The organism is Sporotomaculum syntrophicum (assembly GCF_009932395.1).
GTDB lineage: Bacteria > Bacillota > Desulfotomaculia > Desulfotomaculales > Desulfallaceae > Sporotomaculum > Sporotomaculum syntrophicum.
On the sequence record NZ_LSRS01000005.1, the window covers coordinates 310,411 to 329,928 of the forward strand.

Consider the following 19,518-nt stretch of genomic DNA (forward strand, 5'->3'; position numbering starts at 1 on the left):
TGTATTTGGCTGTCCATTCCTGATGGTGACAATTACCTGCTTTAAGAGCTTAATGGTTATGTTATAATTACTCATTGTCAGAGCATTATTTAATCATAATGGTTTAGGAATGAAAGGGTGATGGCATGCGCTGGCAGGACTTTAAAATTCATGTAGTTGCTGTATCAATGCTGGTTGCGCTGGCAGCTTTTTTTGGTGCCCAGTGGTTATATACCAGCTTGAATTTCCAGCAACCGTTAAAGAAAGAATTGGATAGTAACCAACAGATAATTAATTATCAAATTAAAGAAAAAGATGCTGTCTATACTATAGTAGTAACTCTGCGTGAAACTGCTGATTTAAGGCAAACATATTGCCTAATCAATGAGCGTATGCAGGATATCATGGGCAAGCGCCCCTTTATTATTGAGTTGGATGACCGGCGCAATGAACGCCTAACTGACGTTTATAATAAGGGTCAGTTTGCTATTCACGAGGCTATGGTTAAGGGCAATTTTCGGGAGATGTCTGATTCCATGAATCAGTATGCCCGTGCAAGTGGTGTCCAGTCAAAAGTATATATTGACAGCGACAATATATACTGGCAGATGAAAGATGAAGCATATTTTCTGTATGCAGTTATACCAAGAGGGGAATGGGCCGTAAATGTACAGGAAAGGGGGGCAAATGATGCTTAAAGAGGTAAGTTTAGGAGTAGGTTTGGCTTTGCTCATATTTCTGGCTGTTTCCGGCCAAGACATCACCCCAATCATTTTTTTGATACTGGCTGCCGGGGCATTAACTTATATTGCCCGGTCTCGCGGCCTGAACACCAGGATATTTAATACTGCGCCGCTGACACACCGGCCGGAAATTTGTTTTGATGATATTGGCGGGCAGAGTTCTGCAATTAATGAGTTAAAAGAGGCACTGGATTTCATAAGAAATCAAGAAAAAATTATTAAATTGGGTATCAGACCACTAAAAGGCATATTGCTCACCGGGCCGCCTGGTACCGGAAAAACATTATTGGCCAAAGCTGCCGCTGGGTATACTGACTCTATATTTATTGCCTGCAGCGGTTCGGAATTTATCGAAATGTACGCTGGTGTGGGTGCCCAGCGGGTGCGCCAGCTCTTTCAAACTGCCAGGGATACAGGCCAGAAGCTAAAAAAGGACAGTGCGTTGATATTTATTGATGAAATAGATATCCTGGGTGGGAAAAGAGGTCAGAACACAAGTCATCATGAATATGACCAAACATTAAACCAGCTGCTGGTGGAGATGGACGGACTCAAGGTAAACGATAAAGTTCGTGTGCTGGTGATGGCCGCTACCAATCGGGTGGATATGCTGGACCCAGCATTGTTGCGCCCAGGACGGTTTGACCGGGTGGTCAAGGTGGATTTGCCGGATAAACAAGGGCGGCTGGAAATATTAAAGTTGCACTGTCGCAATAAGCCGCTGGCTAAAGACATAAATTTGGAAGAGATTGCTAGGGAAACATTTAGTTTTAGCGGGGCACACCTGGAAAGCTTGGCCAATGAAGGGGCTATTTTAGCTATGCGAGAAGGTTGCTTAAAAATTGAACACCGGCACTTGCATGAGGCCATCGACAAGGTGATGATGGGTGAAAAACTGGACCGGCGACCGTCCAAACAAGAATTGGAGCGGATAGCCGTGCACGAAGTAGGACATGCCCTGGTCAGTGAAAGAAACCGGCCGGGTTCTGTATCCACTCTGACGATTACCCCCCGCGGCCAAGCGTTGGGTTACATGCGGCAGATACCGGAGGACGATGCTTACCTGCATACACGGGATTATTTGGAAAGTCAAATCCGGGTCCTGCTGGCCGGTTCGCTGGCGGAAGAAGTAGTGCTGGGTAATCGCAGCACGGGGGCGGCAAATGATTTTGAACAGGCACTGAAAACTGCTGCACAGATAATCCGTTCAGGTATGTCTGAACTAGGTGTAGTAGATCCAGATATTCTACCGCCGGATCTGCGGTACCGGGTGGTTACCGGTATCATCAGGGAACAAGAGAAGATTGTTAAGGAATTCCTGACCCGCATGTATGGAGTCATTATACAAGTTGTGTATACCCTGTTGGCTGAGGAAAAAATTAATGGTGAGCAATTTAGAATGATGATGAAAAAAGTTTCGTGACTAAGCATTTTGGCTATCGCTAGTGCAGCATATCATAGTCCGGATCGATTGTATCTTTTACGGGCTATTATATACTGCACTTTTTATATTCTGAAGAAGTCAGCAATTAGACACGATAAGTTTCATAATCTTTACGGTAGCTAGACTGCAGTTCTGGGGGGGCAATGTTTTTTAAAGCTATAGCAGGAATTGTCTTTAGGTGGCACGAATATGCACATTATAGTGAGGTGGTCTTTATGCATCAGGAAAGTATCTGTAATACAAACGTTAAAGAAGAGGTACTCAATGAAGCAGTTGGAGCTTTACTAATAGAACGGGATATGAATGTGTCTCTCGCCGAATCATGTACCGGGGGCCAGGTGATGAAATGTTTATCTGATGTGCCCGGTAGCTCCCGTTATTTAGCCGGTGGGGTGGTGTCTTATAGTAACGATTTAAAAATTAACCTACTGGGTGTACCCCGGGAAATAATCGAGCAGTATGGAGCAGTAAGCGAGCAAACTGCTCGGTTAATGGCTGAGGGTGTCAAAAAAATAACTGGTACTTCCCTGGGCGTTGGTATAACAGGCATTGCCGGGCCTGACGGTGGCACGGAACAAAAACCTATTGGTTTGGTTTATATTGCATTGTCTGGTGAAGATAAAACTATTTGCCAAAGAAATGTTTTTCGGGGACAGCGCTCGGAGGTGCGTTCCAGTGCAACCAATAAAGCACTTGAAATGCTTTGGCGGTATTTACTGGATGTGGATAATGTAAACTGTGAAAACAGTTAATATCGAAATGCCTGTTATAAGGAGGGAATGACTTGACAGATAAGGGTAAGGCGTTAGAGAGCGCCATTGAGCATATTGAGAAGCAATTTGGCAAGGGCGCGATCATGAAATTGGGTGAGAGCTCAGCAGGGTTAAATATAGAAGTTATCCCCACAGGTGCACTATCTCTGGATGTGGCCCTTGGGATAGGTGGTGTACCCCGTGGTAGAGTGGTTGAAATATTTGGCCCCGAGTCATCGGGTAAAACTACAGTGGCGTTGCATATTATAGCCCAGGCGCAAAAGGCCGGAGGATTGGCTGCTTTTATTGATGCTGAACATGCCCTGGATGCTACTTACGCCAATCGAATTGGCGTAGACATTGAAAATTTATATGTATCCCAGCCAGACACCGGGGAACAAGCGCTGGAAATTGCTGAGCACCTGGTGCGCAGTGGGGCTATGGATGTGGTGGTTATTGATAGCGTGGCTGCATTGGTGCCCCGTGCAGAAATAGAAGGTGATATGGGTGATGCCCATGTGGGACTGCAGGCACGATTAATGTCTCAAGCGTTGCGTAAACTGACTGGTGTAATTAGCAAATCTCGCTGTACGGCTATTTTTATTAACCAGTTAAGGGAAAAAGTTGGGGTGGTATATGGTAACCCGGAAGTAACGACCGGTGGGAGGGCACTCAAATTTTATTCCTCTGTGCGTTTGGATGTGCGCAAAACGGATGTTTTAAAACAGGGCAGCGATGTTATTGGTAACAGGACTAAAGTAAAGGTGGTTAAAAACAAGGTAGCCCCGCCCTTTAAAATGGCTGAGTTTGACATAATGTATGGCACTGGTATCTCCCGGGAGGGTTGCATACTGGACGTGGCGGTGGAGATGGGTGTTGTTCATAAAAGCGGTGCCTGGTATTCATATAAAGATGAGCGGCTGGGACAGGGCCGGGAAAATGTTAAGGAATTACTGAGAGAACGAGTAGATTTAGCTGAAGAGTTGGATCTGTTGGTACGCCAAAAGTTGGGAGGGGTTGTTATGGATAAGCCAGCCCAGGCTTTTGACGTTGAGGCTGACATTAAAGATGACCTTGAAGCTGACGTAGATGTTATCAAGGTGGATTGAGTAACTTGCCAGATGGAAAAGGTGTCCAAGCCGCTAAGAACAAATGCTATAGGTTATTAACTTACAAGCCCAGGACAGAATACGAGTTAAAATGTCGTTTAAAAGAAGCTGGCTTCGATAACGCTGTTATAGAAGAAACAATTTCTATCTTGTATCGAAAGGGCTTATTAAATGATGAACTTTTTGCCAGCGACTGGGTAAGCTGGAGGCTTTCAACAAAGCCGGTAGGCAGGGAGTACTTGCGTAACGAATTACGGCATAAGGGTATTGATAACACCATAATTGAGAAATCTTTAAAGGGTTATGGGCCCGAAGATGAATTAGAAAAGGCACTGGTTCTGGCCCAAAAAAGAGCGGAACGCTATACTAGGCTAACTTGGTCCAGGTTGGCCGGTTACCTGGGAAGACGTGGTTTCCCTTATGCTGTTGTGGTGAAAGTATGTGATATCATGGCAGATAATGGCCAGTTGGATATATCTTGACACGTTGACATAAAAAAAGTAAAATGATGTCTGGGAGAAAGTAGAATTGGAATTACCCTGCCATTGGGTTGATATATATTACCATAAAATAATATATTGAGCAGGCAAGGGAGAGCTATTTGACTAGTTGCTGCTTTTATGTAACTATGTGCAGCAGCGGTCAATATGTTGTGGGACTGTTGCTTGGACAACCATGGTTAAAAGAGTCCGATTCTTTTTCTTACCGAGTATCGCTCGGTGTTTTTTTTGTTAACTGAGCCAAAAATTATATATATTATTTTTAGTAGGAGGTGAAATATGCAAGCTAGCCTGACAGTATTTTTTATTGTAATAATTATTGCTGTACTAATTGCTTTTGGTGCAGGATATATAGTAAGAAAATTTATTGCTGAATCCAAAATTGCAGCTGCCGAAACACAAGCGGCGAGGATTTTGGAAGAAGCCCAAAAAGAAGCTGAAGGCAAAAAAAGAGAAGCGATATTAGAAGTCAAAGAAGAAATATTAAAGCAACGCAACGAAATGGAGCGGGAGAATAAAGAACGTCGTTCCGAGTTGCAGAGGCAGGAACGCAGGCTGGTTCAAAAGGAAGAAACACTTGATCGCAAAGTGGAAAGTATAGAAAAAAGAGAGGAAATCTTAACCAGAAAAGACATGGAGGTTGATGCGCTGAAAGCGGAGCTTTCAGCCATTTATAGCCGCCAGGTTGAAGAGTTGGAGAGAATCTCCGGGCTTACTTCCGATGATGCCCGTCAGATCCTGCTTTCCGATATAGAAAAGGAAATTCAACATGAAGCCGCCATCTTGATTAAGGAAATAGAAAATAAGGCCAAAGAGGAAGGAGAAAAACGAGCAAAGGAAATTATAACTTCAGCTATTCAGCGCTGTGCAGCTGATCACGTTGCCGAAACAACGGTGGCGGTTATTCCTTTACCTAATGATGAAATGAAAGGCCGGATTATAGGTCGTGAAGGCCGCAATATAAGAGCCTTTGAAACAGCAACTGGTATTGACCTGATAATTGATGATACCCCGGAAGCGGTGATTTTATCCGGTTTTGATCCAATCCGCCGTGAAGTAGCTCGAATGTCTCTGGAAAAGCTTATTGTGGATGGACGTATCCACCCTGCCCGGATTGAGGAAATGGTTGAAAAATCCCGTAAGGAAGTGGAACAGCAAATACGAGAGTCCGGTGAACAAGCCATATTTGATACCGGTATACATGGTTTGCATCCTGAACTGATTAATCTGCTTGGTAGGCTGAAGTTCCGAACTAGTTATGGACAAAATGTCTTAAAGCATTCCATTGAAGTAGCACATCTGGCTGGATTAATGGCCGCTGAATTGGGTGTGGATGTGCAGATGGCGAAAAGGGCTGGGCTTTTGCACGACATCGGCAAGGCGGTGGACCATGAAGTTGAAGGACCTCATGTAACCATTGGTGTTGAATTGGCGCAAAAATACCGGGAGAGCAGAGAGATTATTCATGCTATCGCTGCACACCATGGTGATGAGGAACCAAAAACAATCGTGGCTGGTTTAGTGCAAGCAGCAGATGCCATCTCAGCGGCTAGGCCGGGGGCTAGGCGTGAAACACTGGAAAATTATATCAAACGCTTACAAAAACTAGAAGAAATTGCTGGTGCGTTTGACGGTGTGGAAAAATCATATGCTATACAAGCCGGACGCGAAATCAGGATTATGGTCAAACCAGAAAAAGTTGACGATTTGGGTGCTGTTAAGTTGGTCAGGGAAATTGCCAAAAAAATAGAAAATGAACTGGATTATCCCGGCCAAATCAAGGTAATGATTATTCGGGAAACCAGAGTTGTGGGTTACGCCAAGTAAGAAAAATAAACGATCTCTTTGCTAAATACAATATTTTTCGTAATTGAAGAATATTGAGAAAAGAGATCGTTTTTTAATTTGGAATATATTAATTGTCTTTCGACTTTAAGCAAGGCAGGAAAAAGACAAGTAAGCACGAAATCTTTATAACGTTTGTGATAATGGAAGGAAGGTGAATATTTTTGCGTACCCATGTAAAAGCAGGTGATGACGTAACGGATTGTGTGGGTTTATTAATTTCCATACTTGTTCGTTATCCCCAAGTAGCTTCCATAAATTTTGACCCTTGGGAGCAAATACTTCGATTTAATTTTATTTGTTCCCGGGTTTTGAATGACCTTGAATTTGAAGAGTTTAAAATTTTGCTTTTAAACTCTATACAAACATATAATTACCTGGAAAAGAAAGATGCGGTGCTTATTGAAATTGTGCACCAGGTTTATGATGATTTAACCTTAATTGAAATCAAAAGAGATGTAGGTACACTGGTGCAGGAAGAAATTGCTCTAGTTGTTGCAGTTTTTAATCAGTTTTTGGGGGGAAATTTGGTTTCTGACTTAAATGAAGCTATAATTGAAGAGGATTTAATCGTGCAGGAAGAAATTATTGAGCAAATGCTGGAAAGCGTGAGGGGTTCTGAGGAAGACAAGCATTTGTATGCCTTCAGGGAAGAAGGTAAGGTACTGGTTTTTAATAAATAGGTGGTTATTACTTTGATACGTATAATGATGATTGGCGATGTATTCGGGCGTTCAGGGCGCCGAGCTCTTAAGGATAATGTTGTTGAATTGGTACGAGAGCACAAAATTGACCTAGTACTAGCTAACGGTGAAAATGCTGCCGGAGGAAACGGTATTACCAGGGAAAATGCCAGGGAAATTTTTGACGCCGGTGTTGATGTAATTACGATGGGCAATCATGTTTGGAATAAAAAGGAAATTATTAATTACCTGGACAAAGAGGAGAGAATCATAAGGCCACAAAACTACCCGCCAGGCACGCCTGGAATGGGGTTTGGGTTATTTAAAACAAAAAACAATGATGTAGTTGGTGTGGTAAATATGTCGGGCAGGATTTTTATGCCGGAATTAGACTGCCCATTCAGGTGTGCCGACCAAGTTATCCCTCTGTTAAGAGAAAAAACGTCTATCATAATAATGGACTTTCACGCAGAGGCCACGTCAGAGAAGGCGGCCATGGCCTACTATTTAGATGGTCGGTTATCAGCTATTTGTGGCACGCATACTCATGTGCAGACAGCGGATGAGCGTATTCTGGAAGGGGGGACGGCCTTTATCACCGATATTGGTATGACCGGTCCCCGTGATTCAGTAATTGGCGTCAAAAAAGAGCTTGTTATAAGAAAATTTATAACCCAAATGCCGCAAAAATTTGAAGCCGCCACCGGTTTATACCAGTTTAACGCTGTGGTCATTGATATTCAGCAGGAAACAGGCCAGGCTGTGGCAATTAAGAGAATTCAAAATTTTGAATAGTTGAGCGGAAAGATATAAAAAAATATTGAGTAGAAAAGGAATTTTACCGGTCTTGCAGAATATATTTTAGAAATAGGGATATTGCAAACATTCTTTCTAGAGAAGAAGGAGGTTCGATGAATGGAAGTGTTAAAAGTTTCAGCAAAATCTAATCCAAACTCTGTAGCCGGTGCCCTTGCTGGAGTGTTAAGGGAAAAGGGATGCGCAGAAATGCAGGCCATAGGTGCTGGTGCTTTAAACCAGGCTGTAAAAGCAGTAGCCATTGCCAGAGGCTTTGTTGCGCCGAGCGGCGTCGATTTGATTTGTATCCCGGCCTTTACAGATATCATCATAGATGGGGAAGAAAGAACAGCAATTAAATTAATTGTCGAACCCCGGTAATGTTTATTGTTTTGGTAACATTTTTTTGATGTGCATAGGTTAACCTGTTTATTCACATTAAGAATAAACAGGTTTTTTAGTTTTTCATTGAGTAGGAGGTATTAAATATTGAAGTTACCGTGGATAGCGGACGGCCATTGTGATACAATAACAGCTTTATTGAAGCAAAACCGTTCCTTTTGCGATAAATCTGCCATAGGACAGCTTGACTTACCGCGTATGCAGACAGGGGGCATTAATATCCAGTTTTTCGCTGCTTTTATTGCTCCTAAGTATAAGGATATGGCTATAAAAAGGTGCTTGCAGTTAATAGATGTTTTCTACGAACAAATACTTAATGACCAGAATAGCATTGAGCTGGCCTTAAATGCAGAAGATATTCACCGGATCACGGGCACAGGTAAAATTGCCGCTTTACTTGCTATTGAAGGTGGTGAAGCGTTGGCCGGTGATGTCTCGACGTTAAGAATCTTTTACCGGTTGGGGGTGCGTTCGCTAACGTTGACCTGGAATGGACGTAATGAGATTGGTGACGGTATGGGCGAAGGTATTACCGCAGGTGGACTGAGTCAGTTTGGTCGGTTGGTGGTGCAGACCATGAACGAGCTGGGTATGTTAATTGATGTAGCTCACCTGTCCCCCAAGGGTTTCTGGGAGGTGGCGAAGATGTCAAGTATGCCATTTGCTGCTACACATGCCAACTGCCGGTCGGTATGTGAGCATCCTCGGAATTTGGATGATGCGCAAATAGAATACCTGGCTAAAAGTGGCGGGATAATTGGTCTTTCATTTGTTCCCGAATTTATCGATCAATTTAATCCTTGTCTAGCAACACTGCTCAAACATATAGAGTATATTGCCTCGCATTTTGGTACGGAGTGTATAGGGTTGGGGTCTGATTTTGATGGTATGGATAAGGTTACCCACGGTCTTGATGATGCTAGTTGTACTTTGCGCTTGGCTGAGGAATTAATAAAGCATAATTATAGTATCGATCAAGTATCCGGTATCATGGGAGGGAATTGGTTAAGACTACTCACCAGAGTTCTCAAATGAAGTACAAAATATTCAGAATAGCTTACATTAGTATGGTACAATAGAAACATGGTGCAAGATTTGTAAAGTTTGCGATATGTTAGGGTGAGGGCAATGTTTGCTGATTTGCATATACATACGACTTCTTCCGACGGTGCCAGTTCACCGAATGAAGTCGTTCGGATGGCGGTACAAGCAAACTTACGGGCGGTGTCAATAACAGATCATGATACTATGGAAGGTATTTGCCAGGCTAAACTAGAAGCCGCGTTGTATGGTATAGATGTACTTGACGGTGTGGAATTAAGCACTGAACATGATGGTATGGAAATACATATTCTGGCATATTGTGTTGAGCCGGAAAACAGTGTCTTGCAGAAACATCTAAATCTTTTCCGCGCTGCCCGGCTGAGCAGAGCACGCAAAATTGTGGCTAAACTACAGCATATGGGTATTAATATTGGCTATGACCAGGTGCTTAGATATGCCGGTTCTGGTTCAGTGGGTAGACCGCATATAGCACAGGCTTTACAGGCTATAGGTAAGGTCAGCAGTGTTACTGAAGCGTTCGAGCAATATATCGGTGTCGGTAAGCCGGCATATGAACCCCGTTTAAAATATCACCCGGTAGAAATGGTCAAACTGATCAGAAGACTAGGCGGGGTGCCTGTGTTAGCTCACCCGGGCATATCTTGCGGTGAGGATTTTATCAGAACCTTAATTGATGCCGGGTTGCAGGGACTGGAAGTATATCACCCCAAACAAACTAGTGAGATGGAGGCTTACTATCTCGGACTTTGTCGACAACATAATTTGCTAGGCACCGGTGGCTCTGATTTTCACGGTGTAGGCGCAACAGGACATGGGCGGCTAGGCGAAGCTAAAGTGCCTTATACTGTGGTTATACAATTGCGGGCGCTGGCTGCGGAAAACGTTAAGTAAGCTTGTGCATCATTTCAGCAATTTTTGCTGAAATGGATGAAGTAAAGAACAGGTGGGACAGCAGGGGATTAGAGTGATTAATTTAGGTTTGGAGCCCGGATTGTCTAAAACATATAATATGGCTGGATGCCGGATTGGTAACTTGTTCTTCAAGAAGCGGTGCGCCGCATTGGTGAATTTTTAGGCCAGAGGCAGGGGTAAGATGTCTATTTGGACACTACCTGACATATAATAATTTTATAAAGACGGTCAAGGTGGTGTTGCGATGGAAGAAAATTCAGATTTAAAATATTTCCAGCGCAGGATACAGGAATTGGAGGATAAGGTGGACCAACTCCGTCTTAGCCGTAGGGTATTAATGAACTTAATTGAAAAGGTAGAAAAAGAAAAAAATTTATTTACAACCAGGCTGGAAAAGGAAAACCGCCGTTTACACCGGAATAATTATAAGTATGCCTGTTGGTTATTAAAGAAAAACAGGCAAATAGTTGAACTGGAGTCAAAAATTAAAGGACAGTAATTACTATGCTTTGTGCGCAATGACCCTAAGAGGGGTCTTTTTTTTTGAAACAGTTGCATTTAATAATAACTTAATTGTGAGAGGAAGTTGGAGGAAAAAAGGTGCTGCCAATTTCATGATAACTAGGTTCTCATTTTGTCATTGCATACATATAATGGGATAGATTGTCCTTTTCTTGACTTTCTCCTGCATAATTGATGAAAGGAAAAATCATGGATACGTTTATTAATAAAACTGTGCTAATATTCTTTACTGCTCTTGGTGTTATGCTTGGTGCTGCCTTGGTGGGTGCTCTAGCGGCTGTTTTGGTGCGTGAACCGCCAGTGGGTACAATGATGAAATTGGCTAGAGAAATTAAAATTTGGGCCATTGTAGCTGCCATAGGTGGTACTTTTTCAACCTTTGAAGTGTTGGAATCTGGCCTTTTTCAGGGTGAAGTACGCGCGGTCATTAAACAACTGATTTATATAACCAGTGCCTTGGCCGGCACCCAGAGCGGGTATTATTTATTATTAATACTTTCGGGTGAAGGGCAATGAGGAATCGCCTTATATTCGGTGCAGCCATTTTTGGGTTGGGTATGATAATCGGCGCCGCTCTAACAGGAGTTTTTATAGGTAAGCAGGTTGATGACTTGTATATCAAGAACCGGTATCTTGCAGATAACCTAGCGGTTGCTGAAAAGGAATTAGAGCAGCTGCGACAAGTCAGTGAAAAAATGCATCCTAGAGTGATCACTAAAATCAGCACTAGCATTAGATTCAATGAAGAATGCGATTATTCTGAGTACGAAAGAAGTACTATTGAGTTAGCAGTAGAGAAAAAAGTTAGGGAATGGTTACAAGTAATTTCCGGTCAGGAAGTGGAAACAATTAATTATTTGCTAGTACCCCGTATTGTGGATAACCGGGAGATAGAGGTGGAAGGAAAAGATATCCGTTTAAAAGTACTGTTGGTCGTGTTATCGGAACATGTCATTGTTTATCTGGAAATAATACCCTCACAAAACATAGTATGATAAAGGCAACGCCTACCGGACACACTACCTGTAAAAGGAGGTGTTATTATTAATGGAAGAATATATCCCTTCCAGAGTGCCCTGGAGTACGGAACCTAGTTTAAAATTCAAGACAGACGAAGTCGGTATTAATTTTGACGATTTCATTGCAGGGTTAAAGGATGGCAAGTCTGATGTTGAAATGGCTGATGAGTTTGATGTAACAGAAAAACTAATTTATCATCTGCGTGACCATTTTATGCGCTATGGCCTGGGACATGTTATGGGGCAGGATTAAATAAATAGTTTTTTCAGGGAAATATCAATAATATGTCCCCTTAAAACTACACCTTGTGCTATAATAAGCAAATATATTAATCGTAAACTTGACTGAGGGGAGTGAGGGGACATGTATCCTGATAAATTTAATAAAGAAGGATTAACGTTTGACGACGTGTTATTGATGCCGTCGGCCTCAGAGGTGCTGCCGCGGGATGTGGATACTTCTACCAGGCTTACTAAAAATATTAAACTTAACATTCCCCTGATGAGCGCTGGCATGGATACTGTTACCGAGTACCGTATGGCTATTGCCATGGCCAGGGAGGGCGGCATTGGTGTAATTCACAAAAATATGCCTGTTGAGCGTCAAGCTTTGGAAGTAGACCGTGTAAAAAGGTCGGAACACGGGGTAATTTCTGATCCTATTTATTTATCAGCGGACAACCTGATCAGTGAAGCGTTGGTTTTAATGGAACGCTACCGTATTTCTGGTGTGCCCATTACGGATAATGGTAAACTGGTAGGCATTTTAACGAACCGGGATTTGCGATTTGAAAAGAACTTTCAGCAAAAAGTGGGCAATGTTATGACCAGGGAAAACCTGATCACTGCTCCAGTCGGTACTACCTTAGAACAAGCCAAGGAAATTTTGCAGGTTCATAAAGTTGAAAAGCTGCCTATTGTGGACAACGATTTTAATTTGAGAGGTCTCATTACCATCAAAGATATCGAAAAAGCTCGCCAGTATCCACTATCCGCCAAGGATACGGGAGGTAGACTGCTAGTTGCTGCAGCAGTTGGGGTAACCGCTGATACTATGTCACGAGCTCTAGCCCTTGTGGAAGCTAAAGTGGATGTCATAGTTATTGATACTGCTCATGGGCAATCACGTGGGGTATTGAATACAGTGAATGCTCTTAAGAATAAGTTTACTGAGCTGGATATTATTGCGGGCAATGTGGCTACAGCGGAAGGTACACGCGATTTGATTTTAGCCGGTGCTGATGCAGTTAAGGTCGGTATCGGTCCCGGTTCTATTTGTACAACCAGAGTTGTAACAGGAGTAGGCGTTCCGCAAATAACAGCTATTTATGACTGCGCCGAGGAAGCTGCCAAGTACGATATACCCATCATAGCTGATGGAGGTATCAAGTATTCAGGAGATATTACTAAGGCTATAGCTGCAGGTGCTGATGTGGTTATGCTGGGAAGTTTGCTGGCGGGTACGGAAGAGAGTCCGGGGGATATGGAAATTTATCAGGGACGTAGTTATAAGGTTTACCGGGGCATGGGTTCATTGACTGCTATGAAAGGGGGCAGTAAGGACCGGTACTTCCAAGAAGATCAAAAGAAACTTGTTCCCGAGGGGGTAGAAGGTAGAGTTCCTTTTCGGGGCACACTTGCTGATACTGTTTTTCAACTTATTGGCGGTCTACAAGCCGGTATGGGTTACTGCGGGACGCCCACCATTGAAGATTTAAAGAAAAATGCCAAGTTTATTCGCATTACACCAGCCGGCTTGCGGGAAAGCCATCCCCACGACGTAGTAATTACCAAGGAGGCACCAAACTACAGCTTGCGCTAAAAACCATTTGGTATAAGTTTTTAACTTTCGCCATTCTATGTGATATAACAAATTTACATTGCTCTATCATGTAACGTTAATTAATCATATTAAGTTAATATTAAGCCCATGGTGTCAATTTGATGCTGTGGGCTTAGTTTGTTAAATGAGACTTAAAGCAGTTCAAACGCCTTATTAACACCGGTTAAGTAACGTTTCGATGAGCTAACCAAATATTTTAAAGCCAATCAACGATTTATTGCTCAAGCCACGTAATTAGTACCACAAAATAGAAGGAAAATTATTGAAAAAAATTTAAAATAAGGAAGGATATTTGAAATTAAAGATGAAGTATATATCTAGGAAATAAATGTAAATAATTGCTTAAGGTGGTGTACATTTGATGAGCGGTAAATTAAATTCGCTTACCGACGTACTTAAAAAGACCTTGTTTTTCTTTGAATCTCTTACTGTAGCTGAATTGACACCTTATGTGCACAAGCAGATGCTGGTGGATTATTCACAGGAACAAGTAGAAGAAAATATTTGCTTATGTTTAGAACAGCATAAATGCTTTGAAAGTAGTGATGGTTACATATGGGTCCTGAACTTGGAAGGAAAACGTGAAAATGACCAATTGTATAATCTGTTGCTGAAGAAACAGCAACCGCTTAGTTCTAGCGAACTAATTAAGAATGGTTTAAAGAAGAAAAAAAATAAGCTTTTAGCGGAACAGGCGGAACTAATCAACGATGGTAGGTTTATTCAACTGTCCAATGGTCAATGGGGTTTGACAGAATGGGAGGTAGAAACAGAACAGTATTCCTTAAAGCATTTAATTATTAAAGCTCTGAAGATACATCCGACCGGCCTATCGTTGGCACAATTAACTGATGTGGTTGGTAACTGGCGGCAGACAGCAGGGCAGAAAGAAATATATGGAGTTTTAAGAAAATTTCCTTATTTCGATGAAATAGGTAATGGGGTGTGGTGTTACAATGCAGAAGCCAGGGTTATTTATGAGCGAATAATAAAAAGATATTTGAAGTCAATCAAGCGCCAAAGGGATCGTTGGCATAGAGAACGTTTGAAATGGTCCCAAAAATGTGCCGGCTTGCAGAAACAAATTGAGGAGATTTCGGCGACACATCGTGAGGTTGCAGCAGCACTGGCTTTACGTCAAAACGAAGTAAGTCAGTTTGAGCAAATGACTACTCAAATGGCTGAAAAGGATCTGCTGCTAGCATTGAGGAAAAAGGAGATCTATCGATATAAGGAACATATGCAAAAGCTAGATGCTAAGGCAAATAGTATATTGTACCAGTGCAGGCTATGGGTAGCCAGATATAAAGAGAAAGAAAAAGAGATACAAAAATTACAACAGCTTTTAAACGTTAATCAATCAAGTCAGGAATCGTTATTCTCTAAACTTCAGCAATATAAAGAGAGGGAACGTGAGAATAGGGCAAAATTAATTGAGATGAAAGAGAGTCATGCTAACCGGGTTGCTGAACTGCAAACAGAGATTGTTGAATTAAAACAAAAATTGGAACGGCTAAAGGAAAATACTAGTCAGGAGCAAAAAATTTGGCGGACGGAAATTAATACCCTTAGTGCTGATCTTAAGCATTCCATGTCTGAAAGTGAGAAGCTGGGCAACGCATTGCGCTTAGCTCAGCAAGAGTTAGAAAAAATAAAAAATGAGTATGAATACTTAGAAAATCATTTAACTCATCCCTTAGTGAGAATGATGGCTAGATTGGTAAGCTTATTTAGAAAGAATGCCAGACAAGTGGCTTCATAGGGATACCTGTTGGTATCCTTATTTTTATTTGTGGGTTGGTATATTAGCAAAAAATAAGCTTAATAATTTTTTTAACTGACTGAATTATAGAAGAAGCCATCCACTATCAAACAATTAATTTATTTTTCTGGTCTAAGTTAATTATTAAAGAAATAACTATTAATATAATTAACCACCGGGAGGTTATGTATTGATATACTTTGATAATGCCGCTACTACTTGGCCTAAACCACCCGAAGTGTTGGATGCAATGCATCATTGCTTGGAAAATATAGGGGCTAATCCAGGCCGGTCTGGCCATAAAATGTCACTGGCAGCCGGGAAGTTAGTTGATGATACCAGGCAATCTATAGCCGAGCTATTTAATATTAAAGAAAGCGAGCGAGTGATATTTACTTTAAATGCTACAGATGCATTGAACATGGCTATTAAAGGGTCTCTAAGGGTTGGTGATCATGTAGTAATTAGTTCTATGGAGCATAACTCAGTGGTCAGGCCGTTATATGGAATGTGGGGCAAAATATCTGTAACCAAGGTGCGCTGTGCTCATGATGGTACGCTGGACCCGGATGCGGTTAAAAGAGCCATTAATTATAATACCAGGGCTATCATATTAACTCATGCCTCAAATGTTACCGGTACGGTTATGCCAATTAGGGAAATCGGGGAAATGGCTCGCCAGGCTGGGATCATCTTCATTGTTGACGCGGCTCAAACCGCAGGTTTACTGGATATCGACGTGGCTAAAATGAATATTGATTTACTGGCTGTGCCCGGGCATAAGGGATTAATGGGACCACCGGGCACCGGGATACTATATGTGGGAGATCGGGTCAAGCTAAAACCCTGGCGTGAGGGAGGCACAGGCTTACATTCGTTAGGTGCACAGCCAGATTATTTACCTGAAAAATATGAGAGTGGTACACTTAACTTTGTGGGTATTGCCGGGCTGGCTGCCGGAGTGAATTATATTCGCAATACCGGGATATCCAAAATACTAGAGCATGAGCTGATGCTTATTAATCGGTTTTTGCAGGGAGCAATGGAAATACCTGGCATTAAAATATTCGGTTCGCCGAATACTGCCAACCGTGTGCCGGTAGTTTCCTTTCAACTACAGGATAAGGATAGTATTGCTGTGGCTGGTGCCCTGGACCAATGGTATAATATTGCTTGCCGCGCCGGACTGCATTGTGCTCCGGATGCCCACCGCACATTAGGCACCTTAAATAGCATGTTGGTTAGGTTTAGTTTTTCATATTTCAATAAACTTGAGGAAGTGGATATTGCACTGCAATGTCTAGATGACCTTAAGGAAAGGAATATTGATCAGTTTAGTGGCTATGGGTGTAACAGTGAATAATCATTAATCAATGATGCCCGGGGTAACCCGGGCAATTTGTTATTTGTAAAATCTATGTTTAAAAAAGTAATATACTACAGGACCCACTATAAATAACCAGCAGGCAAAAATACCCCACATGATAGACTCTGTCCAGGTGCGCCCTGTTTTACGGGCATCAATACTTACCCACAAGCCGGAGACGAGCATAATAAGAACAATTACAGTGTTAAAAAAAACTGCTAGTATTCTTAAGTCGTGCTCTGTCACGCTATCCCTCCTGAAGAATATCCCATCTCGGACACCTTGCCCCCCAGCGTCCGATTACTCGGTCTTCCTCAAATATTTGAGCAATTTCACAGTTGTTGGCACAACCTTGACAGTCAAAGCTTTTAGTATGATAGGTCAAGCCAGCTATGGAAAAACCTTTGAATCTTGTTGATTGTTGAGTGTCGGCCAGTTCTTCCTTAGCCAGCATTGCTGCTCCGATGGCTCCCATGACATCATAGTGGGGAGGTACGACTATTTCCGTTCCCAGCGACCTTTCAAAGGCTGCCTTTATTCCTGCATTCGCGGCGACTCCCCCCTGGAAAACAACAGGAGCAAGTATCTCTTTGCCCTTACCTACATTGTTTAAATAATTTCGCACCAGCGCCTCGCATAAACCGTTAATAATATCAGATATGGGATGACCCATTTGCTGTTTGTGGATCATGTCTGATTCAGCGAATACCGTACAGCGACCGGCGATACGTACTGGATTAGTTGATTTAAGGGCCAAACAGCCAAATTCGGTGATGGGTATGCCCAGCCTAGAGGCTTGCTGATCTAAAAAAGAACCGGTGCCTGCGGCACATACTGTATTCATGGCAAAGTCAGTGACGATACCATCTCTAAGGATTATTATCTTCGAATCTTGTCCACCTATTTCTAAAATTGTCTGCACCTCGGGAATAAAATGAGAGGAGGCAACAGCGTGAGCAGTGATCTCATTTTTTATGACATCTGCTCCCACCATTACCCCAGCTAGATATCGCCCGCTGCCGGTGGTGCCTACTCCGCAGATCTGTGTCTGTTCAGGTATTGCTTTGGCTATTTGCTCTAAACCAGCCTGTATGGTTTCTACCGGGCGCCCCATTGTACGTAGATAAAGACTGGCAATAATTTTTCCGGACTGATCTTGGATAATCAGGTTAGTGCTAACTGAGCCCACATCTATACCAAGATAAGCTTTCATAAATTCACTTCCTTGGTTGTTGGAATTAATTAAGTGTTTTGCATAATCCATAAGCCAATAGAATCAAGGGTTTCAAGGCCACAAAAAAGGACTTCACCCCTTGTTTTGCCGAATATTACAAGTAGCACCTAATAACAAACGACAAAAACCAGAGGTGAAGTTACTTGTATATTCAACAACAGTGCCTGTTTTCCTTTGACGAAATTATGAAACTGCAACCGGAAACCCGGTTAGAAAAGATTTTTCATACCCTCGATCTTAGCCCCATTATTGATAACTTTGAGAAAAGTTCTTTAGGGCCTAATGGGTACTCTATGGCTGCAAAGTTACGAGCTCTGTTTGCAATGGTTATTGAAAGAATACCGAATTTTACTGCTTTAACCGAACGATTAAGCCAAGATCCTGTTTTTAGATTTGCATGCGGTTTTCCAATAGCAAGTCAAGCACCGAGCGTTTCCACCTTTAGCCGACTATTTAAAGCAATATCCGAAAATGAATTGTTAGAACAGTATTTTCAACAACTTGTGAGTCAACTCCGGAAACAAGGGACTATAGACGGTAATTGTGTTGCTATCGATGCAACCAAATTAGAATCCCGAGAAAGAGCAAAACCTAAGAAAACCATAGAACAAGATGGTACCCAACCGGATTGGGGCTCCAAAAAAGACAGTCACGGCAATCAAATAACCTGGTTTGGCTGGAAAGTACACCTAGCGGTTGACTGTAAAAGCGAAATGCCGCTGGCCGTAAATTTAACTCCTGCCAGTAGATCAGATAGCATGGAAGCACTACCTCTTGTAGAAAAAGTAACTGCGCCTCTGGCGAAAAAAGATTATCCAAAACATTGGACAATGGATTCCGGTTACGATATCAAGGAAATCTACGCAACCCTTTATCACGAATATAATTCACAAGGCATTATACCGCTAAACTTACGTGGAGCTAAAATGCCGCCTGAAGGCCTTGATTTTAACGGCACCCCTATTTGCTCCGGTGGTTACCCTATGATCTACTGGGGTAGTGATAAGAATGGTTGCAATAAATTTAGGTGCCCGCATGTTTTGGGTAAAGTAAACTGCCCACATGGTTTAGCCTGGTGCTCTTCTTCAAACTACGGGCTAGTAGTGAAAACACGGGTTAAAGATGACCCCAGACGGTTTAACACTCCCCATCGTGGCAGTAAGAACTGGACCAAAATATACAATAAACGTACATCCGTCGAGCGCTGCTTTGGTCGCCTTAAAGAATACCTGAGCCTAAAAAACTTAAATGTGCGAGGGTTCAAAAAAGTAAAAGCGCGTGTCTTATTATCATGTATTGCAATGTTATCCACAGCGATGGTTTCAGTATTTGAGCCCAAAGTTGTAAAGCAGGTAGCTTAGGCGATACTGGTATTTTAAAACTCTCTATAGCTCAAAGGGGTATTTTTGTCCATTTTTGATTATCCACAGTTATAAAATAGCATTTAGCATAGCAACTTACCATAACTGTGTTAAGTTAATGCGATTGCAGTTCTAAATTATGGCATTGAATTTTATGCTACAGAAATTATGCAAAATGCTTA

General features: G+C 42.2%; 20 protein-coding genes. 19 read left to right on the forward strand and 1 reads right to left on the reverse strand.

Translation table 11 applies throughout. The features are described 5' to 3' along the window. Window positions 1-125: 125 nt before the first annotated feature. From SPSYN_RS11715 to SPSYN_RS11800, 18 genes are all read left to right on the forward strand, one after another. Window positions 126-677 (forward strand): hypothetical protein, encoded by a 552-nt coding sequence (locus tag SPSYN_RS11715; protein ID WP_161822668.1) that lies wholly within the window; start codon window positions 126-128, stop codon window positions 675-677. Beyond that, window positions 670-2,145 (forward strand): AAA family ATPase, encoded by a 1,476-nt coding sequence (locus SPSYN_RS11720; RefSeq protein ID WP_161822820.1) that lies wholly within the window; start codon window positions 670-672, stop codon window positions 2,143-2,145. The genes SPSYN_RS11715 and SPSYN_RS11720 overlap by 8 nt, the downstream gene beginning before the upstream one ends. A 236-nt stretch (window positions 2,146-2,381) precedes the next feature. Further along, window positions 2,382-2,918 (forward strand): CinA family protein, encoded by a 537-nt coding sequence (locus SPSYN_RS11725; RefSeq protein WP_161822821.1) that lies wholly within the window; start codon window positions 2,382-2,384, stop codon window positions 2,916-2,918. Window positions 2,919-2,950: 32 nt separating this feature from the next. Further along, window positions 2,951-4,027: a recombinase RecA gene (gene recA, locus SPSYN_RS11730; protein WP_161822669.1), complete on the forward strand. Its 1,077-nt coding sequence runs from the start codon at window positions 2,951-2,953 to the stop codon at window positions 4,025-4,027. A 5-nt stretch (window positions 4,028-4,032) separates the two neighbouring features. Beyond that, entirely contained in the window at window positions 4,033-4,509 is a 477-nt protein-coding gene (locus SPSYN_RS11735; protein ID WP_161822670.1) for a regulatory protein RecX, read from the forward strand. 297 nt (window positions 4,510-4,806) lie between these two features. Then, window positions 4,807-6,354, forward strand: a complete 1,548-nt coding sequence (rny, locus tag SPSYN_RS11740) for a ribonuclease Y (protein ID WP_161822671.1) — start codon at window positions 4,807-4,809, stop codon at window positions 6,352-6,354. Between the two features lie 182 nt (window positions 6,355-6,536). Next, the gene (locus SPSYN_RS11745; protein ID WP_161822672.1) at window positions 6,537-7,055 is read left to right on the forward strand and encodes a hypothetical protein; all 519 of its coding nucleotides are present in this window, start codon (window positions 6,537-6,539) and stop codon (window positions 7,053-7,055) included. 15 nt (window positions 7,056-7,070) lie between these two features. Then, on the forward strand, window positions 7,071-7,850 hold the full coding sequence (locus tag SPSYN_RS11750; protein ID WP_161822822.1) for a TIGR00282 family metallophosphoesterase: 780 nt from the start codon (window positions 7,071-7,073) through the stop codon (window positions 7,848-7,850). 120 nt (window positions 7,851-7,970) lie between these two features. After that, window positions 7,971-8,231, forward strand: a complete 261-nt coding sequence (locus tag SPSYN_RS11755; protein ID WP_161822673.1) for a stage V sporulation protein S — start codon at window positions 7,971-7,973, stop codon at window positions 8,229-8,231. 108 nt (window positions 8,232-8,339) lie between these two features. Continuing rightward, complete coding sequence (locus SPSYN_RS11760) at window positions 8,340-9,287, forward strand: dipeptidase (protein ID WP_161822674.1); 948 nt, start codon at window positions 8,340-8,342, stop codon at window positions 9,285-9,287. Window positions 9,288-9,380: 93 nt separating this feature from the next. Then, entirely contained in the window at window positions 9,381-10,208 is an 828-nt protein-coding gene (locus tag SPSYN_RS11765; RefSeq protein WP_161822675.1) for a PHP domain-containing protein, read from the forward strand. Between the two features lie 265 nt (window positions 10,209-10,473). After that, complete coding sequence (locus SPSYN_RS11770; protein WP_161822676.1) at window positions 10,474-10,728, forward strand: translation initiation factor 2; 255 nt, start codon at window positions 10,474-10,476, stop codon at window positions 10,726-10,728. A 212-nt stretch (window positions 10,729-10,940) separates the two neighbouring features. Continuing rightward, entirely contained in the window at window positions 10,941-11,267 is a 327-nt protein-coding gene (locus tag SPSYN_RS11775; protein WP_161822677.1) for a YtrH family sporulation protein, read from the forward strand. Further along, the gene (locus SPSYN_RS11780) at window positions 11,264-11,746 is read left to right on the forward strand and encodes a sporulation membrane protein YtrI (RefSeq protein ID WP_161822678.1); all 483 of its coding nucleotides are present in this window, start codon (window positions 11,264-11,266) and stop codon (window positions 11,744-11,746) included. The genes SPSYN_RS11775 and SPSYN_RS11780 overlap by 4 nt, the downstream gene beginning before the upstream one ends. Window positions 11,747-11,798: 52 nt before the next feature. Further along, window positions 11,799-12,023 (forward strand): helix-turn-helix domain-containing protein, encoded by a 225-nt coding sequence (locus SPSYN_RS11785; RefSeq protein WP_161822679.1) that lies wholly within the window; start codon window positions 11,799-11,801, stop codon window positions 12,021-12,023. 111 nt (window positions 12,024-12,134) lie between these two features. Continuing rightward, the gene (guaB, locus tag SPSYN_RS11790; RefSeq protein WP_161822680.1) at window positions 12,135-13,592 is read left to right on the forward strand and encodes an IMP dehydrogenase; all 1,458 of its coding nucleotides are present in this window, start codon (window positions 12,135-12,137) and stop codon (window positions 13,590-13,592) included. A gap of 382 nt (window positions 13,593-13,974) precedes the next feature. After that, complete coding sequence (locus tag SPSYN_RS11795) at window positions 13,975-15,375, forward strand: phage-shock protein (RefSeq protein ID WP_161822681.1); 1,401 nt, start codon at window positions 13,975-13,977, stop codon at window positions 15,373-15,375. A gap of 190 nt (window positions 15,376-15,565) precedes the next feature. Then, window positions 15,566-16,738: an aminotransferase class V-fold PLP-dependent enzyme gene (locus tag SPSYN_RS11800; RefSeq protein ID WP_161822682.1), complete on the forward strand. Its 1,173-nt coding sequence runs from the start codon at window positions 15,566-15,568 to the stop codon at window positions 16,736-16,738. Window positions 16,739-16,988: 250 nt separating this feature from the next. Here the strand turns inward: SPSYN_RS11800 and SPSYN_RS11805 are convergent, their stop codons facing one another. Further along, a complete protein-coding gene (locus SPSYN_RS11805; protein WP_161822683.1) occupies window positions 16,989-17,954 on the reverse strand; it encodes an acyl-CoA dehydratase activase in 966 nt (321 codons plus the stop codon). 164 nt (window positions 17,955-18,118) lie between these two features. Between SPSYN_RS11805 and SPSYN_RS11810 the strand changes: the two genes are divergently transcribed. Beyond that, on the forward strand, window positions 18,119-19,336 hold the full coding sequence (locus SPSYN_RS11810; protein ID WP_161822684.1) for a transposase: 1,218 nt from the start codon (window positions 18,119-18,121) through the stop codon (window positions 19,334-19,336). Window positions 19,337-19,518: the final 182 nt, after the last annotated feature.

Bases quoted from the DNA above. Each gene is read 5' to 3' on its own strand.
- SPSYN_RS11715 (WP_161822668.1), top strand. From the start codon at position 126: ATGCGCTGGCAGGACTTTAAAATTCATGTAGTTGCTGTATCAATGCTG.
- SPSYN_RS11720 (WP_161822820.1), top strand. From the start codon at position 670: ATGCTTAAAGAGGTAAGTTTAGGAGTAGGTTTGGCTTTGCTCATATTT.
- SPSYN_RS11725 (WP_161822821.1), top strand. From the start codon at position 2,382: ATGCATCAGGAAAGTATCTGTAATACAAACGTTAAAGAAGAGGTACTC.
- rny (WP_161822671.1), top strand. From the start codon at position 4,807: ATGCAAGCTAGCCTGACAGTATTTTTTATTGTAATAATTATTGCTGTA.
- SPSYN_RS11755 (WP_161822673.1), top strand. From the start codon at position 7,971: ATGGAAGTGTTAAAAGTTTCAGCAAAATCTAATCCAAACTCTGTAGCC.
- SPSYN_RS11765 (WP_161822675.1), top strand. From the start codon at position 9,381: ATGTTTGCTGATTTGCATATACATACGACTTCTTCCGACGGTGCCAGT.
- SPSYN_RS11770 (WP_161822676.1), top strand. From the start codon at position 10,474: ATGGAAGAAAATTCAGATTTAAAATATTTCCAGCGCAGGATACAGGAA.
- SPSYN_RS11775 (WP_161822677.1), top strand. From the start codon at position 10,941: ATGGATACGTTTATTAATAAAACTGTGCTAATATTCTTTACTGCTCTT.
- SPSYN_RS11780 (WP_161822678.1), top strand. From the start codon at position 11,264: ATGAGGAATCGCCTTATATTCGGTGCAGCCATTTTTGGGTTGGGTATG.
- SPSYN_RS11785 (WP_161822679.1), top strand. From the start codon at position 11,799: ATGGAAGAATATATCCCTTCCAGAGTGCCCTGGAGTACGGAACCTAGT.
- guaB (WP_161822680.1), top strand. From the start codon at position 12,135: ATGTATCCTGATAAATTTAATAAAGAAGGATTAACGTTTGACGACGTG.
- SPSYN_RS11795 (WP_161822681.1), top strand. From the start codon at position 13,975: ATGAGCGGTAAATTAAATTCGCTTACCGACGTACTTAAAAAGACCTTG.
- SPSYN_RS11805 (WP_161822683.1), bottom strand. From the start codon at position 17,954: ATGAAAGCTTATCTTGGTATAGATGTGGGCTCAGTTAGCACTAACCTG.